This is a genomic window from Pseudomonas sp. R151218B TE3479 (assembly GCF_053629195.1).
Genome location: NZ_JBRJHV010000001.1, coordinates 3,556,540 through 3,574,485 on the forward strand (window position 1 = coordinate 3,556,540; position 17,946 = coordinate 3,574,485).

Here is a 17,946-nt window from a genome sequence, read left to right on the forward strand (position 1 = left end):
ATCGAGGTGGCGAACAGGCTGTCGCGCAGGCTTTCGGCGTCGAAGGCGTGCAGCGCCCAGTGCAACAGGTTGCAAGCATTGCGATGCTCGATCATCACGCCCTTGGGCAGGCCGGTGGAACCCGACGTATAGATCACGTAGGCCAGGTGCGCGCCGGTCAGACCCAGGCGCGCCGGGTCCGGATTGTCGGCCGGTTGCTCGGCCAGACGGACCTGGGTCTGCGAATCATCCAGGCACAGGGCGGCGCAACCCGCCGGTGCCGTCACGCTGGCTTGCAGTGCGGTGGTGGTCAGCAACGCCTGGGGCGCGCTGTCTTCGAGCATGTGCGACAGCCGCTCGCGCGGGTACGCCGGATCCAGCGGCACATAGGCCGCGCCGGCCTTGAGGATGCCGAGCAGGGCGACCAGCAGGTGCGGGCCACGCTCCAGGCAGATCGCTACCCGGCTGTCCGGCTGCACGCCGGCGCCCAGCAACAGGTGGGCAAGGCGATTGGCCTGGGCGTTGAGCGCTCCATAGGTCAACGGGCTGGCGCCATCGGCCGCGTCGAAACGCGCGGCGATGGCCTGGGGCTGGCGTTCCGCCTGGCGTTCCAGGGCCAGGTGCAACAGGTCCCGCTCGGGCAGCGGCCGGGCAGTATTGTTGAACGTGCGCAGCAGCTGCTCACGCTCCGCCTCTGGGAGTATCGAAAGATGGCAAGCCAGGCGCTGGGGCGTACCTTCCAGTGCGTCGAGCAGGTTATCCAGGGCCGTTTGCAGCCAGCCAAGCACCGGGGCCGCGCCCACCAGGGGATCGATTTGCAGGCTCAGCGAAAACCCATCGCCCAGGTCGTCCACCGACAGGTTGAAGGGATAGTTGGTGCGTTCCTCACCGCCCAGAACCTGCATGCCATCGAGCACCGGGGCATGCCCCTGGGCCGTGCTGTGCCGGTAGTTGAGCAGCGCCGAGAACAGCGCCGTGCCGTTGGGCAGCGCACTGCAGCGTTGGGCCAGGCCCAAGGGCGCGTGCTCATGGGCGATCAACCGGCTGAGTAACCCATGGGTGTCGCGCAGGGCCTGCCTCACCGGCACCGCCAGGCGCACCCGCAACGGCAATGTATTGATGAACAGGCCCATGGCGGTGGCTGCTTCGGCGGCGCCCAGCAGGCGACCGAACATCACTGTGCCGAACACCACGTCGTCACGGCCGCTGGTCTTGCCCAGCACCAGGGCCCAGGCCAGATGGAACAGGCTGGCGCTGCTGACTTCCAGGCGACGCGACAGTTCGCGGATGCGCCGGCTCAGATCCAGCGCCAGTGGCGCTTCCAGGGTCTGCACCTGGCTGCCGTCGCCGCGCACATCGAGCAGCCCGCAGGGCGCGGTGGGCTCGTCGATATCGCCAAGCAGCTCGGTGAAGAATGCTGCGTGTTGCGCTTCGCTCAGGCCCTGGCTTGCGCGAACCACGAACTCACGGAACGGGCGCGGCGGTTGCAGGTCGGCCAGGCGGCCCTGCTGGATCGCCGCGACCTCGCTCACCAGCCGCTCCAGCGATGTGTGGTCCATCACCGCATGGTGGTGCAGCAGTTGCAGCAGCCAGCGACCGTTTGCCGGATCCGCTGCGGCCACCGCGCGCATCAGGGGTGCCTGGCGCAGGTCCAGCCGATGCTCCCTGGGATCGGTCCAGGTGCGCAGCGCGGTGGCCACGTCGCCGGCGGGCGGGTTGAACAGTTCCAGTGTCAGCGGAGCCTGACGCCACACCACCTGGACCGGCGCATCGAGACCTTCCCAGGCCAGCGCGGTGCGCAGGATGTCGTGGCGGGCGATGGCCTGGTTGAGAGCATCCATGAAGCGGCGCAGGCGCGGTTCGTCATCGAACGCCAGTAGCACGTGCAGCAGGTAGGTATCGCCACGCTCCTGGAGCAGGTGGTGGAAGAGGATGCCGGCCTGCAGGGGCACCAGCGGGTAGATGTCCTGGATATTGGCGGCACCGCCCGGAACGCTGGCGACGATGCCCTCGATCTGAGCCGCGTCGAGCTGGCAGAGCTCGAGCAGCGCCGGGGTGATGGCGGTGGTACCCGCCGGCAATCCGCTGGTGCCGGCGGGCTGCGCCGCAGGCTGGCGCAGGGCTTCGATCAGCGCCGGCTTGTGGCTGCGCAGGAGGGCGATCAGCGCCTGGTCGGCCAGCACTTCATCGTCGGCCACCACCGAAAGTTGGTCGCCGCGCAACGACAGGGTCACGCCGCGGTGTTTGAGCAGAGCCAGCAATTGATCCGCAGTCACAGGAGCAGTTCCTTCAATGGAGTAGTGGCCGCGGCCAGACCAGCAAGGGTCGGTGCGGTGAACAATTGGCTGATGTCGACCCGCAGGTTGTGCTGGCGCATGCGCTCCACCAGCCCCATGGCAATCAGCGAGTGGCCGCCGAGGGCGAAGAAGTTGTCGTGCCGGCTGACCCGCTCGACGTTCAGCAGCTCGCACCAGATGGCCGCCAGGGCTATCTCGATGTCGCCTTGGGGGGCTTCGTAACGGGTTTGCACGTACGCCTGGGCATCGGGTTCGGGCAGGGCATTGCGGTCGAGCTTGCCGTTGGCCGTCAACGGCAGGCTATCCAAGCGCACATAGGCGCTGGGCAACATTGACTCGGGCAAGCGTTCGCCCAGGGCCGTGCGTGCTTGTGCCGGCGTCGGTGGCGCGTCGCCCAGCAGGTACGCGATCAGTCGGGCCACGCCATGGCGATCGGGGCGACCGACCACCACCGCTTGCCGAACACCGGGCAGCGCCAACAGATGGCTTTCGATCTCCCCCAGCTCGATGCGGTGCCCATGGATCTTCACCTGGAAGTCGGTGCGGCCAAGGTAGCTGAGGCTGCCATTCATCTCCCAGCGGCCGAGGTCGCCGGTGCGGTATAGACGCGCGTCGGGCTGGGCCGAGAACGGGTCGGCGATGAACCGCTCCTGGTTTAGTGCCTCGCGCTGCCAGTAGCCACGGGCCACGCCTCGTCCGCCAATGTGGATTTCACCCACCACCCCCAGCGGTGTGCGCCGACCGTGATGATCGAGCACGTGCACTTGAGTATTGGGCAGGGGCTGGCCAAGGCTGGGCAGCGGATGCTGATCCAGCCAGGCACTGGTGGTGTCGACCGTGCACTCGGTCGGGCCGTAGACGTTCAGCACCCGCACGCCGGGTTCGCCGGCCAGTTGCTGCCAGAGCTCTGCGGGGACGGCCTCGCCGCCGAGCAGCAGGCGGTGGGGCAACGGCTGGGGCAGGGCCAGCGTCTGGCGATGCTTGAGCAGCGCCTGCAACTGGGTCGGGGTGCAGTCGAATAGGGTTACCTGCCGGCTCTGCAGGTAATCGAGCAGGGCCGCTGCGTCCAGGCGCACGCGTTTTGGAATCAACACCAGGCAGTGGCCGCTCAGCCACTGACACAACTGCTGGACCGAGGCGTCGAAGGCCACCGAGGCGTTGAGCGAGCAGCGCGTACCGACCGGCAGGTCTGCCAGACGCTGGTGCAACCCGGCCCAGAGGTTGAGCACCGAGCGGTGCTCGACCATGACGCCCTTGGGCTGGCCGGTGGAGCCTGAGGTGTAGATCAGATAGGCGAGGTCGCTGGGCTGGGTGTCGATGTTCGGATCGTCGGTTGCGGCCTGCTGCCAGGCGGCACCAACGGCATCCAGGCAGATCAGCGGCCCGGCGTCGAATGTCGGCAGCCCCTGGCGCACTCGTTGCTGGGTGAGCAGCGCCGCCGGAGCGCTGTCTTGCAGCATGAAGGCCAGCCGCGGAGCCGGATAATCAGGGTCCAGCGGCACATAGGCGCAGCCGGCTTTCCACACCGCCAGCAAGGCGATCGCCAGGTGCGCTTCGCGGTCCAGGCACACCGCGACCCGTTGCCCGGGCCGTACGCCCTGGTCCAGCAAGTGATGGGCCAGGCGGTTGGCCTGTTCATCGAGCTGTCGAAAGCTCAGTTGGCGGTGCTCGTCGATCAGCGCAAGGGCGTCGGGGCGGCGAGCGGCCTGCTCGGCGAAGCGCCCGTGCAGAGTGCCGTCGGGCGCTGATACGGACAGCACTGGGTTGAGGTGATTCAACCGGGCCTGCTCGGCGGCGGGTAATACGTCCAATGACTGGATGTGCCCATCGCCGGTCTGTTCCAGCGCTTCCACCAGGGCGTGCAGGGCCGCCAGCATGAAGCCCAGCAGCCGTTCCGGCGCATGGTCGGGGTGGGTCTGGGCGGTCAGCTGGAAACCTTCGCCCAGATCGTCCACCGCCAGGTTGAAGGGGTAATGGGTTCGCTCCTCGCTGTGCAGCAGGGTCATGCCGGGCATGGCCTGGTGCACATTGGCCTGGCCGGCATGGCTGTAGCGGTAATTGAACAAGGTGCTGAACAACGCCGTCCCCGGCGCTACCGCGCTGCAACGCTGGGCCAGGGCCAGCGGGGTCTGCTCGTGGCAGAGCAGACCGTTGAGGGTGTCCTGGACCTGCCGCAGGATGGCGTGGACGCCGCCGTCCAGGCGCACCCGCAGTGGAAGGGTGTTGATGAACAGGCCCAAGGTCCGGTCGGCGTTGGCGCCGGCCTGCAGGCGACCGAACAGTACCGTGCCAAAGACCACATCGTCGCGCCCACTCAGGCGCCCCAGCACCAGGGCCCAGGCCAGGTGGCAGACACTCGCTGCGCTCACCCCGTGGGCTTCGGCCTGGCGACGCAGGCGGCGCGCCAGCTCCGGCGCCAGCGGCTGCTGGTGTTCCAGGGCCTGCCAGCGGGGATCGGTTTGCAGGTCAAGGTCGAAGGGCTGGGTGGGTTCATCCAGATCGCCCAACTGCTCGCTGAAAAAAGCGCGGGCGGAGGCCACCGCTTCTGGTCGCCGGGCCTGGGCCACCAAGGCTCGGGTGCTGGTGGGCGGCGGCAGGTCCGCCGGGCGCCCGCCCTCGATCAGAGCGATCTCTTCGATCATCAATTCCAGGGAGGTGTGATCGACCACCACATGGTGATGCAACAGCAGCAACAGCCAGCGCTCCTGCGCTGGGTCAAAAGCCACCCGGGCCTCGATCAGCGGGGCCTGTCGCAGGTCGAGGCGGTAGTGGCGCGGGTCGGCACTGGCCTGCAGCCGCGCCGCGATATCGTCACCCTCCAGCGCCAGGCGCCGAGGCGTGAACGCGACCTGCCGCAGCACCACCTGCACGGGTTCCTCCAGGTCCTCCCAGAGCACCAGGGTGCGCAGCGCGTCGTGCCGGCCGATGACCTGGTCCAGCGCCGTGCAGAAACGTTGCAGGCGCGCCTCGTCGGTAAAGGCCAGCAGGCTGCGCAGCACATAACGATCGCCCTCGCGCTGGGCGCGGTGGTGATAGAGCATGCCCTCCTGCAAGGGGCCTAATGGATAAATGTCCTGGATATTACCGGCGCCGCCGGGCACTCGCGTCGCGATCAGGTCGATCTGCGCCTGGGGAAGGGTCACCAGATCCAGCATCTGCGGGGTGATGCGGGCGCAAAGGGTCGGGATGGCGCTCACGCTTGGCGCTGGCGCCGGGGCGCTGGCCAGGTTTTCCAGGCGCAGGGCCTGGGCGGCCAGTGTCGAGCGTTCGAACACGCTGCGTATGTCCAGGTCCCAGCCATTGCGGCGTAACTGTTCGAGTAATTGCACCGCCAGCAGCGAATGCCCGCCAAGGCTGAAGAAGTCGTCGTCACGGCTGATTTCCGAGACGCCCAGCACTTGGCTCCAGATGGCCGCCAGCCGCCGTTCGGTGTCCCCTTGCGGCGGCTGCCTGGCGGCACTGCTGGCCTGCGCCTCGGGCAGCGGCAGGGCCTGGCGATCAAGTTTGCCGTTGGGCGTCAGTGGCAACTGCTCCAAGGCGACGCAGGCGCTGGGCAGCATATAGTCCGGCAAGCGGCTTTCCAGATAGGCGCGTACTTCAGCCAAGTCCGGAGCGGGCGTGGTCGAGACCTGCGCCACCAGATAGGCCACCAACCGCGGATCACCGGCAGGGCCGGGCTGCGCCAGCACCACCGCTTCGCGCACCGCCGGCATGCCCAGCAACTGCGTTTCGATCTCCCCGAGTTCGATGCGGAACCCGCGTACCTTGACCTGGAAATCGTTGCGTCCCAGGTAATCCAGCGAACCATCGGCCCGCCAGCGCCCCAGGTCACCGGTGCGGTACATGCGCGCCTGGGGATCGTCGACGAAGGGGTCGGACAAAAAGCGCTCTTGGGTCAGTTCGGCACGATTGAGATAACCCCGCGCCACGCCTGCTCCGCCGATGTAGATCTCACCGGCCACGCCCAACGGCACCGGCTGGCGATGACGGTCGAGCAGGTAGACACGAGTGTTATCCAAGGGCCGGCCGATGCCGGGCCGGTAGCCCCCGGCACGGTCCATCGACAGCCAGGTGGAATAGGTGGTGGTTTCCGTTGGCCCATAGAGATTGCAGACCCGTTGCGTCGCGCTGCGGGCGAACAATTGTTCCACCAGTCGCGGCTTGAGCGGTTCGCCCGCCAGGTTGACCACCCGGGTGCTGTCCGGGACGGCGCCGACCCTGACCAGTTCTTCCACCGCCGAGGGTACGCTGTTGATCAGCGACACCGGGCAGGGGCGGGCCACCAACGCCAGGGCGTTCTCCACCAGGTGCAGGGTCGCGCCGGCGGCGAGCGGGGCGAAGCATTCGAAGACCGCCAGGTCGAAGTTGATCGAAGTGGCGAACAGGCTGCGGCGCCATTCCTCGGTGTCGAAGCTGCGTAACGCCCAATGCAGCAGGTTGCAGGCGTTGCGGTGCTCGATCATCACCCCCTTGGGCACGCCGGTGGAGCCCGAGGTGTAGATGACGTAGGCCAGGTGCGCTGGGTCCAGGTCCGCTACCCTGGGGTTTTCCGTGGGCAGGGTCGCCAACCGGTCTCGCAACTGCGCTGCATCCAGGCACCAGCATTCGACCGCCGTGGCCGGTAACCTACTGGCCACGGTCTGGCTGCTCAGAACCAGCCGGGGCGCGCAGTCTTCGAGCATGTGCGCAAGGCGCGCCGGCGGGTAGTTGGGGTCCAGCGGTACGTAGGCCGCGCCGGCCTTCAAGGTGGCGAGCAGGGCGACCAACAGGTCTGGGCCACGTTGCAGGCTGATCGCTACCCGGTCATCGGGGCGCACCCCGGCCGTCAGCAGGGCGTGGGCCAACTGGTTCGCCTGCTGATTAAGCTGGGCATAGCTGAGCTGGGCTCCCGCGGCCGTTTCGAACTGCGCTGCCACGGCGTCGGGATGCAGTGCCGCCTGCCGCTCGAAGGGCTGGTGCAGCAGGGTGTCCCGTGGATGCGCCTGCCGTGTGGCGTTGAACGCTTCCAGCAGTTGCTGGCGTTGCTCCAGAGGTAGGATGTCCAAGGCACAGGCACGGGTGGCCGGTGCGGTTTCCAGGGTCTGTGCAACCACCTCCAAGGCCCGAATCATTTGCGCAAGGACCGCGTCGACACAGACTGAACGATGGACCTGTCCGGTCAGGGCAAAGCCTTCGCCGAGGTCATCGATGGACAGACAGAACGGGTAGTTGCTGCGTTCCTCGCTGCCCAGCAGGCGCACCCCGGGCAGGTCGAACTCTGGACGGGCCGAGCGTTGTGCCTGGCTGTGGCGAAAATTCAGCAGCGCTGAGAACAACGCTGCCTGGGTAGGCAGCGCCGTACAACGTTGGGCCAGGGCCAGTGGCGCGTGTTCATGGGCGAGCAGTTCGGTCAGTCGTTCATGGGTCTGGCGCAAGGCGCTGTATAGGGGCGTGTCGAGGTCGATGCGCAGGGGCAGGGTATTGATGAACAGCCCCAGGGCCTGCTCCACCTGCTGGCCGGCACTGAAGCGGCCGAACAGCACCGTACCGAAGACCACGTCGTCGCGGCCGCTGGCCTTGCCCACCAGCATTGCCCAGGCCAAGTGGAACAGGCTGGCGACGCCCACCGCCTGGGTCTTGGCCAGTTGCCGCAGGCGGCGGGCCAGGGCGGGGTCAAGTGAGCGCTGGGCCTCGCGGTTGTCGCGGCCCGAGCTCTGGATGTCGTGCAGCGCGTAGGGCAGGGTCGGTTCGTCGAGCCCGCCGAGCAGCCGCTGGAAATAGGCCTCGGCGCTGGCCCGGCGCCGAGGCTCGCGGGCCTGGGTGACGAACCGGCGAAACGCCACGGTCGGAGGCAGCGGATGCCCCGGATCTTGCATCAAGGTGCGGACTTCGCCGAACAACAGCGCCAGGGTGGCGTGGTCGATGGCCAAGTGGTGGTGGACCAACTGCAACTGCCATTGGCCGCTGGGCGCGTCGAAGCGCACGTAGGCCTGGGCCAGGGGCGCGCGGCGGATGTCCAGGGGCTGTTCGGCGAAGGCGTCGCATGCCGCCAGCCAGACCACCGGCAGGGGCGCCTCGCGCCAGACCACTTGCACCGGCTCGTCCAGGCCTTCCCAGAGCACGGCGCTGCGCAGGATGTCATGGCGGGCGATCACCTGATCGAAGGCGGCGATGAAAGCGTCCAGTCGTGGGCGGCTGTCGAAGGCCAGCGTCGCGCGTAACAGGTAGGCGTCGTCGGCCGGTTGCAGCAGGTGCTGGAACAGCAAGCCTTCCTGCAGGGGCGCCAAGGGGTAGATGTCCTGCACGTTGGCGGCGCCGCCTTCCACCGCCGTCACGATCAGGTCGACCTGAGGCTGTGGCAGGCTGAGCAACGGCAGCATGGCCGGGGTGATGCGTTTGCAGTCCGGCGCGATGGCGGATGCCTCAGGCAGCGCCTGTGATTTGGCCGGACCCAGCGGGTTCTCCAGCAGCAATGCCAGATTGAGCAGGTTCGCCGCGCTAAACAAGGTCCCCACGTCTAGCTGCCAGCCTTCGGCCCGCAGCTGCTCGACCATCTGCACCGCCAGCAACGAATGCCCGCCGAGGGCAAAGAAGTTGTCCTGCCGACCGACCCGCGGCACCCCGAGGACCTCGGCCCACAGCTCGGCGAGGCGGATTTCCACTGGCCCTTGGGGCGCTTCGTAGCAGTGCAGGGCGAAATGCTGTTCGTCGGGCTCGGGCAGGGCGTGGCGGTCGAGCTTGCCGTTGGCGGTCAGCGCGAAGCCTTCCACCTGGACGAAAGCCGCCGGCAGCATGTAGTCCGGCAGCACGGCCGCCAGGCGTGCGCGCAAGGCATTGGGCGCTTGCGCCTCGGTGGCGCTGAAGTAGGCCAGCAGGCGCTGCTGGGCATCGGCCAGCACCACCGCCTCGCGGAACCCCGGCAGGGCCTTGAGCTGGGCTTCGATTTCTCCCAACTCGATGCGAAAGCCACGGATCTTCACCTGGAAATCATTGCGGCCCAGAAACAGCAGCACGCCGTCGGCGCGCCAGCGCACCAGGTCGCCGGTGCGGTACAAACGTGCCCCGGGCGCCTGGCTGAAGGGGTTGGCGACGAAGCGTTCTGCGCTCAGTTGCGGTTGGTTCAGGTACCCCAGGGCGAGCCCATCACCACCGACGTAGAGCTCGCCGGCCACCCCAATTGGTACTGGGCGGCGCTGTTCATCCAGCACATAGACCTGGGTGTTGCCCACGGGCCGGCCGATGGGAATGTCACCGGCCAACGCGTCCTCGAGGGTGATGGTGTGAGTGGTGGTGAAGGTGGTGTTTTCCGTCGGCCCGTAACCGTTGAGCAAGTGCTTGGGCGGCGAATCGCGCAGGACCTTTTCGATGTGCCGCGGATCGAGCACATCGCCGCCGACCATCAGGTAGCGCAGCGCGCCGAAGGCCGGCGCCAGGGCCTCGGCGTACTGATGGAACAGCCCGGCGGTGAGCCAGAGCACGCTGACTTCGTGGTGCAGCAGGTGCTCGTTGAAGCGGGCCGCGTCCAGCAGGGTTTCCCTGGGGCAGACCACCAGGCAGCCGCCGTTGAGCAGCGCACCCCAGATCTCCAGGGTACTGGCGTCGAAGGCCGGGTTGGCGGCGAGGGCGAAGCGGTCCTGGGCGGTGAACTCGGCGAAGCCGTTGTTGCGCACCAGTCGGGTGATGGCGCGGTGCGGCACCTGCACACCCTTGGGCGTTCCGGTGGAGCCGGAGGTGTACATGATGTAGGCGACATCGCCGGCCTCGCGGGCCGGGTGGGATTCAGCCAATACATGGTCTGGCGCTGCAACGTCAATGAAGCGGACGTTTTCCAGTGCGGGCCGATCGTCACCCGCCACCAGCAGCCAGGCGCTGCCACAGTCTGCCAGTACCCGCGCCTGATGGGCCCTCGGGGCCTCTCGGTCGATGGGGACGTAGCATGCGCCGCGCTTGAGGATCGCCAGGATCGACACGATCAGCGCCGCGCCCCGGGCCAGGCACAGCGCCACTGCATCACCGGCGCCAATCCCACAGGCCGCCAAATGCCCAGCCAGGCGCCCGGCCCGTTGGTCGAGCTGGCGATAGCTCAGGGACTGCGCGCCGTCCAGCAGCGCACAAGCATCGGGGCGCCGTTGCACCTGCCCGGCGAAGAGCGCAGGCAGCGATTCATCGGCCGGGTAGTCACGGCTGCTGGCATTGAAATCGTCAAGGATCTGCCGCCGTTCGGCTGTGTCCAGCAGCATCCAATCGCCCAGGGCCCGGGTTGGCTCGGCGAGGACCTGATCGGTCAAGCACTCCAGGCGCCGCAGGTGCGTGGCCATCTGCTCGGCACTGAACAGTCGCGGGTCGTAGTTGAATTCCAGGAAGGGTTCGACCTGGGCTTCGTAATGCCGCAGATAGATCGCCAGCGGATAGCGCTCATAACCGTTGTGCCAGGTACGCAGAGCGCAGCGGGCCGAGGCAAGGTTGACGTCGCCGGGGTACTGTTCGACCGACAGCATCAGCTCGAACAACTGGCCGGGGTGGCCGGCGCGCGCCCGCAACTCACGATGCAGGCTTTGCAGGGGGTAGCGCTGGTGACGGTAGCTGCGCAGGGTCTGGCTGGCTACCTTTTGCACAGTCTCGACGAAGCTGGCGGCGGGGTCGACCTCGACCGTCAGCGGCAGCACCGAGGAGAACATGCCCACGGTCCGTTTCTGCAGGGGATTGCTGCGGTTGTGCACCGGAACGCCGATGACCAGCCGCTCACGCTGGTCGGTCACCCGGCTGAAGTAGCCGGCCAGCAATGCGCTCAGACAATGGCTCAACGTCGCGCCCTGGGTTCTTGCCCACTGGGTCATGAGGGTCAGGCGCTGGTGGCCCAGGGTCCAGATCGCCTGGGCACTGGGCTGCGGCTCGCTGGCGCTGGCCGGATCGCGGGACGGCGAAGCACTCTGGAACAACGGTTCCGGCAGTGCCGGGAACTGCTCCAGCCAGAAATCCCGCGCCTTGGCGTGGCGCGCCGAATCGAGGTAATCGCGGTCGCTGGCGACAAAGTTGCGATAGCCCTGAGCCAACACCGGGTCCAGTTGGAGTGGCTCGCCGACGAACAGTTGGTTATAGGCGGCGCTGACAGCCTGGCCGACCAGGCCCACCGAAGTGCCGTCGGCGATCAGGTGGTGGTAGCGGCTGTTCCACAGCGCATGGGTGTCGGACAGTTGAAACCATTCCATGCCCCACAGAGGTTGCCCGCGGAGCGAGAACGGCGTGCGATTCAATTGCTCGATGGCGGCCATGGCCCGGTGCTCGGACTCACCGCGCCAATCGTGGAAGGTGAACGGCACCTGCAAGTGCTCGGCGACCTGCTGCTGCACCTGCCCAGCGCGGTCGCTGATCATCAGCCGCAACGCATCGAATTGGGCCACCACGGCTTGCAGCGCCGCGGCGAACAGGGCGTGGTCCACCGTGCCGTGGATTTCCACGGTTACGCCGATGTTGTAGGAGGGAGTGTCGGGCGATAGCAGTTGGTCGAGCCAGACGGATTGTTGCGTGGAACTCAACGAAATGCATCGCGGTTCGATCATGACACCTCCTTGTGCAGGGGTCGTGCCCCTGGGTCGACGCGGCAAAGCTTGTGGCCTGCGCGATACGGACCGGTCCTGTTTGGAAAAACAACGGCAGACAAGCCTCGACGCCGCCCCTCGGCCGGGTATGGCCGCGCTGGAACTGTTTTCCGGCGTCTTTCGAGGGGATGGGACGGGCTTGGTGCGCATTTAAAATAGCAGCGCTTTTGCGAATGGGAAGCTCTTTTTGATCCGTTGTACGATGTCATATCGCAATCAGTTTCCCGCCCCGCCGCGGGCTAGAGCTGCCGCGCAGGCTTGAGCCCGTGCGTTGCCTGATCGCTCGGTCTACCTGGGCAACGTGTTGGAGCTGGCAATGCAATTCTGCTCGGACTGGCGTTTGGCCTCGTCCGAGGAACAGGCATTACTCGTTTTTCAGCGCCATCAAAGCGTTCAATTCGCCGTATGTGTGGGCTTTCAAGGTTTGGGTGTCGAGTTGGCCGTTGTCCAAGAAACTGCGGACCAATGCTCCCATGGCGCCGTGCAGAAACTCGGCGATGCTGGAGCCCGCGCTGAGTCGTCTGACGCCCAGACGCTTCAATTCGTCGGGGGAGGGCAGTCCGTCCCGGGACAGCAGGTTGACTGGCAGTTTGGTCTCCTGGCAGAGGGTGGCAATTTCGTTTGAATCGACCACGCCAGCGGCAAACAGGCCGTCCGCCCCGGCGTTGGAATACAGTGCGGCGCGCTTCAGGAGTTCCTCCAGGCGTTGTTCGGCGGGGAAAAGGTTCTTCAGGTAGACGTCGCTCCGTACGTTGATGAACAACTTGACGCCCGCCTGGTTTGCCACCTTTTTCGCAACGTCGATCTTGCGACCCAGCAGCTCTGGAGAGCCCAGGCCGTCTTCGATGTTGATCCCGACCGCCCCGGCGGCGATGACTGTGTTGATCACTCGACCGACCTGCTCCAGGTCATCGGAGTAGCCGCCTTCGATATCCACCGTGAGCGGTACGCTGAGCACCCGTGCCATCGACTTGACGGTGGTGCTCAGCAGGTCGAGAGGCAACCTGTTGCCATCCTGATAACCATGAGACCAGGCCATGGCCGCGCTGCTGGTTGCTACCGCCTTGCCGCCCAGGCGTTCGACGATGCGCGCACCGCCCGCATCGGCCACATTGGCCAAGACCAGCAAGCCGTTCTGATGCAGATTGTGAAAAGCGGTATCCAGTGCAGTCATGACAATCCAATTCCTTTGAAAGTTATGCTTTTAATGGCGAGGAGCGGCGTGTTAGGGGCCGGTTGTGCAATGCAGGTTGCTTGAGTATGGGACCTCTGTGAGGTAGGAAACGGCGGTGCCTCAATGGGTTTGATCCGTATGCCTATCTCAAGGACGTTCTCACGCGCCTGCCGATGCGGCGGGCGCGTGAGCTTACTGATCTGCTGTCTAGTAACTGGAAACCTTATAGCCGCCGCATTCTGCAAAGCAAATACCTGTTGCAACTCTTTTCTGAACGGAACTCACTCGATCTCAGTGCTCATTGCGATTTCCTTGTACTGCTCCAGCTCAGCCACTCGTTGGCTCAGTGCTGCGTGGACACGTCCATAAGCACCGCTGCCTAACAGCAGACGTTTTGGCGCCGGTTCGGCTTCGGCGATCCCCAGCATGGCTTTGGCCATTTTCTGCGGATCTCCTGTCAGGGGGAAAGCACCACTGGCGACCGCTCTACGCACCTCGCCGGCAGGCGTCTGTTCGTATTCCGCCAGCACCGGAGGGCTGACCAAGGCCGCGGCAAAGTTCGTACGAGTCGGGCCTGGCTCTACAAGGGTGAACTGAATGCCAAATGGTGCAACCTCCTGCGCGACCGATTCGACAAAACCCTCGATGCCCCATTTGCTGGCGTGGTAAAGGCTGAAGTTTGGATAAGCCAGTTGGCCGCCCTCCGACGACACTTGCAGAATTCGACCGCCCCCTTGCCGACGCAGAAAAGGCAGGCAAGCGCGAATCAACTGGATTGAGCCGACCAGGTTAGTTTGCAATTGCTGATCGATTTGTTCGTCACTGCATTCCTCGGCGGCGCCGAATAATGCGTATCCTGCGCTGCTGACCACGACATCAATGCGCTCTAGTTCAGTGAATGCACGGTTAACGACATTCCGAATGGCGGATGTATCGTTCACATCCAGTGCCGCTGTCCACAGCCGTTCGCCGTAGCGTTCTTTCAAGTGACTGAGTGCTTGAGGTTCACGCAACGTCGCCGCCACGCGATCCCCTCGTTCCAGCAATTGCTCAACTACCGCCAAGCCAATGCCGGACGAGCTGCCAGTGACTAACCAGGTTTTATTCATCGGTATGTTCTCCTCAGAGCGAGCCGGACTGGCTTGCGAGGGTTTAACGCTACGCGTCCTGGACTGCTGCTACTATCGAGCAGAATGAGGATGACCTGGTGAAAAATAGCCATGAATGAATTCCCCCTGTCACTCACTGATGTACGTGCGTTGGCGCTGATCGTTGGTCACCGAAGCTTCCGCAAAGCGGCGGATGAGCTGGGTTTGTCCGCGTCCACGCTGAGCCATTTGATGAGAGCCCTTGAGGCTAGGCTCGGGATTCGTTTGCTCAATCGCACAACGCGCAGCGTCGCTCCGACGGCAGCGGGGGAGCGCCTACTGAGCCGGTTGAGCCCGGTGTTGCGAGAGTTTGCGCTGGCTGTAGATGAAGTTAATCAGTATCGGGATCTTCCAAGTGGCACCCTGCGCATCAATGCAAGCGATCAGGCTGCCCGCGTTTTGATGGAACATGCCCTGCCGACATTCCTGCGACGTTTCCCGCAGATGTCGGTCGATCTTGTCACCGATGGTCGCCTGGTCGATGTCGTTGCCAATGGCTTCGACGCGGGCATCCGTTTGGGTGAGTCAATACCTCAAGACATGATCGCCGTTCCGATAGGCCCGGATATTCGGTTTGTAACCGTCGCCTCCCTGGACTACCTCGAGACTCATTCATACCCATTGACCCCAGATGATCTGCTTCGACATCAGTGCATCGGCATCCGAATGCCGAGTGGTAAACCTTATCGATGGGAGTTTGAAAAGCATGGGCAGTCATTGGTCATCGAACCCAAAGGACAGCTGATCCTCGATAACCCGGAAATTATGGCCGAAGCCGCCATTTCTGGACTCGGCATCGCCTACGTGCCAGAGCGCGTGGCCTCGCGATCTTTGGCTGGCGCGCGCCTTGTGAAGGTTCTGGAAGACTGGTGTCCGCCAATTCCAGGATTGTTTTTATATTACCCGGGACATCGCCATATCCCATCTGGGTTGCAGGCATTCATCGAAGTCCTGAGGGAATGCACCGCAGCCAATGTTGAAAATAATGATGCTTAGGGCCTTCTGCGGCAGCACTGGCCGAGGGTGGTGTCGGAACTGCCATCGGTGGTCTGCTTGAGGATGATATTGATCACTCCCGAGATGGCATCAAAGCACGCTGGCACGAGCAAGAAGCCAGGGCGCTGTGTTTAGCACACAGCGCCGCGCAACCAGATCAGGCCAAGTAATCGGTATGCGGGTCTACGGTGCCTATCAACGTCAGCTCCACCTGTTCAGGCGCGGAAAGATCGCCGGGAAGCGCGGCACTATCGACGCTGGAGCGGGCGACGCTCGCTGTGCTGAACGTCAGGTTGCTGTCGTCGAGTTGTCCGGCAAAGTTTCCATCGATTACCAGCTCGAAGCGTTGGCCGTCGGCATTGGCCTCGAAGCTTTTCAGATAGGTGCGGGTATCGTCTGCGTTATTTCCAATCAACAAGGTGCCGTCGTATCCGTTTCCGATCCCGGTGAAACCCAGGGCACTGAGGTCGATGCGATCCTCGGCAGGATTGAAATCGAGTATGCGGTCACTGCCACTGCTGTCAGCGGTGCGAAAACTGTCTGTGACGCTGGCATAGCGGAATACATCGTGTCCCGCACCGCCGGAAAGCAAGTCGCGGCCGAGATTGCCTTGCAGCACATCGTCACCTGCCAGGCCACGCAGGATTTCATCGCTACCCAGGCCTTTCAACACATCGCTGCCGGACGAACCCACCAAACGCGTGCTGCCGTCCGTGCTGCCGAAAGTGCTGTCCAGACTGCCATCGGCGTTTAGCCGAATCGCAGCAAAATCACTGCCGCCATTGGCGAAAGCGCTACCGCCCAGCAAAATCCGGCCGTCGTCCTGCACCGCGACGGCGTTGGCTACGGCGTAATTGCCAGGAACATCAATGGTGACCGAGCCTTGATTGCCGAAACTGAGGTCGGGGCTACCATCGGCATTGAACCGCTGCAGGGAGAAGTCATAGACAGGAACCGTGAAGGTGGATAGCAGGATTTTACCGTCGTCCTGCACGGCTACGTCGGTCCCGGCTGTACCCCTGGCAAACTCAAGGATGCCATTGCTGCCAAAGTGGCTGTCCAGTTCCCCATCCGCGGTGTATTTGAGCAAGCCACCCGCGGTTCGGACGAGCAGGCTGCCATCCGCCAGGGAGGTAAGGCCTCGCACGGAGTAAAGCGCTTCAGGGGGCTGTAGCGTCAGCATTCCATCTGTGCCGAAGGACAAGTCCCGTGTGCCATCGGCATGCAGCTGCGTCACCCTCAGTGTGCTGCCCTCGACAGCCCCCACCAGCACGCTGCCGTCGGTGTTGGCTTCCACTAATGGCTTGTGGCCGAAGCCGCTGGACAGGCTGGCCTGAGCATTGGCGTTGAACACCGCATCGGCTTTACCGTCCGGGCCCCACCGCTGGACGATGGGGGTGTCATCGTGGCCTTCGTGGGCCGTCACCACTGCGCCGTCGCCCTGGACGCGAAGGACGTAGGCTTTTTCGATGGGAATCTGCTTGTGGATCACCAGCCTCCCTGCGTTGCCGTAGCTGCCGTCCACGCTGCCATCGGTATCGAGACGGGCCAGGGAAAAGTCTTGGCCGTAATCAGGGTCGAGCGGGTTATAGGTGAGGCCCGCGACCAATACTGAGCCGTCGGGTTGTACAACCGTGTCGTAGCCATTATCGGCGTATCCGCTGATGTCGACGATCATGATCCCAGGGGCGCTGTAGGTAGTGGCCATGTATCCATCCTCCTAAGACATTCAGAGGCGTTGACTCTAGCCTGAATCATTAGTTCGCCAGGCCCGTGGAAACTGGAACAATCGATTGCTGTCGTTCGAGCTGTGTAACATGCTACTGGTCCTGTTGTAGCTTGGAAGCGGATCTTCCTATGATGATCTTGGAGCGCTTAGGATTACTCACTCAATTCAGTAACAACATGGAGCAGGCCACGCTTTATGGATATCGAATTTCGCGGTAATGGCATGCGTGAGAACCCGTCTGTAGGTACATGTGATGAGTACGGTGTGAGCGGGATTACCAGCTTTGACGATCTGACCGAGGCTCGTCGTAAGATTGCTGAGTCGCACCCAGGCTTTAAACCTCTGTTCTCGCTCGATGATCTGCACCAGGCTCGATACACGTCGGGCCATGCTCGCAGTAATTCAGGGATGGATGACGCCACAGAGGAGGACATCGCGGGGCTGCCTCAAGAATGTTTTGAGAACGGTGAATATGTAGGTTATCCGACCACGAAAGCGGAGTTCGCAATCTGCCTTCGCAATTTCACGAACCTGGTAGCAGCTACGTCTTTCGAAGATGCTTGTGCTCATGGTTTGACGCTTGATGAGCAGGCCCTGCAGGAGTGGATTGGTTATCAGGAAAAACCTGTATCGATAATCGACCAGCCCATGTCAGCGCTTTTGGTACCCGTTCAGGAGTCTTACCAGGCACTCGCTGCTTTTCCCAACGGCTATTTCACTTCCGATTTAGATCCTGCGAAAAACTTTGCGGTTGCGCGTCATTTTTCAGAAGCGCATGGCTATGAGCTAATGGGCGTAGGTGCCTCTTACATCGGCTTCATTCGTGCTGAGCCGCCTGACCTATCTCTGGCCAATCTTGTTGCGAAAGACTTTTGCGCGCTCTACAACACGAGCGTTGAAGAACTACAAGCACGCATTTTTGCAGTCGCTCAGGCGGTCTCGGGTCGGACTCATCTTTGGCTGCGTTATGTGGAGTGACAATCCTATGCTGGGCGACAGCTTAATGATTTAGATTTCATGTTCTCTGTCAGAGATATCACATGGC

7 protein-coding genes and 1 pseudogene (1 of these 8 only partly in view) are annotated in these 17,946 nt (G+C 63.8%); 3 read left to right on the forward strand and 5 right to left on the reverse strand.

All coding sequences use genetic code 11. The annotated features are described in order from the left end of the window. The 3 genes from AB7M32_RS15795 to AB7M32_RS15805 all read right to left on the reverse strand — a co-directional run. Positions 1-2,255 carry the 5' end (the start) of an amino acid adenylation domain-containing protein gene (locus AB7M32_RS15795; protein ID WP_454250465.1) on the reverse strand. It extends 15,559 nt beyond the left edge of the window, so the window shows 2,255 of its 17,814 coding nt (coding positions 1-2,255); it begins with the start codon at positions 2,253-2,255; the stop codon falls past the left edge of the window. Continuing rightward, a complete protein-coding gene (locus tag AB7M32_RS15800) occupies positions 2,252-11,815 on the reverse strand; it encodes an amino acid adenylation domain-containing protein (RefSeq protein WP_454250466.1) in 9,564 nt (3,187 codons plus the stop codon). Before AB7M32_RS15800 ends, AB7M32_RS15795 begins: the two co-directional genes overlap by 4 nt. A 403-nt stretch (positions 11,816-12,218) precedes the next feature. Then, positions 12,219-13,028: an isocitrate lyase/PEP mutase family protein gene (locus AB7M32_RS15805; RefSeq protein WP_454250467.1), complete on the reverse strand. Its 810-nt coding sequence runs from the start codon at positions 13,026-13,028 to the stop codon at positions 12,219-12,221. Between the two features lie 119 nt (positions 13,029-13,147). Here AB7M32_RS15805 and AB7M32_RS15810 point away from each other — a divergent pair. After that, a pseudogene (locus AB7M32_RS15810) lies at positions 13,148-13,252 on the forward strand (transposase domain-containing protein); the annotation flags it as partial. Positions 13,253-13,309: 57 nt separating this feature from the next. Here the strand turns inward: AB7M32_RS15810 and AB7M32_RS15815 are convergent. Further along, the gene (locus AB7M32_RS15815) at positions 13,310-14,137 is read right to left on the reverse strand and encodes an SDR family oxidoreductase (protein ID WP_454250468.1); all 828 of its coding nucleotides are present in this window, start codon (positions 14,135-14,137) and stop codon (positions 13,310-13,312) included. 111 nt (positions 14,138-14,248) lie between these two features. On the opposite strand from AB7M32_RS15815, the gene AB7M32_RS15820 reads away from it, so the two are divergent. Further along, positions 14,249-15,172 carry a LysR family transcriptional regulator gene (locus tag AB7M32_RS15820; RefSeq protein WP_454250469.1) on the forward strand — a complete coding sequence of 308 codons (924 nt, stop codon included), beginning with the start codon at positions 14,249-14,251 and terminating at the stop codon, positions 15,170-15,172. Positions 15,173-15,329: 157 nt separating this feature from the next. Here the strand turns inward: AB7M32_RS15820 and AB7M32_RS15825 are convergent, their stop codons facing one another. Beyond that, entirely contained in the window at positions 15,330-16,880 is a 1,551-nt protein-coding gene (locus tag AB7M32_RS15825) for a M10 family metallopeptidase C-terminal domain-containing protein (RefSeq protein ID WP_454250470.1), read from the reverse strand. A 216-nt stretch (positions 16,881-17,096) separates the two neighbouring features. Between AB7M32_RS15825 and AB7M32_RS15830 the strand changes: the two genes are divergently transcribed. Beyond that, positions 17,097-17,879: a DUF4253 domain-containing protein gene (locus AB7M32_RS15830; RefSeq protein ID WP_454250471.1), complete on the forward strand. Its 783-nt coding sequence runs from the start codon at positions 17,097-17,099 to the stop codon at positions 17,877-17,879. The last annotated feature ends 67 nt before the right edge of the window (positions 17,880-17,946 follow it).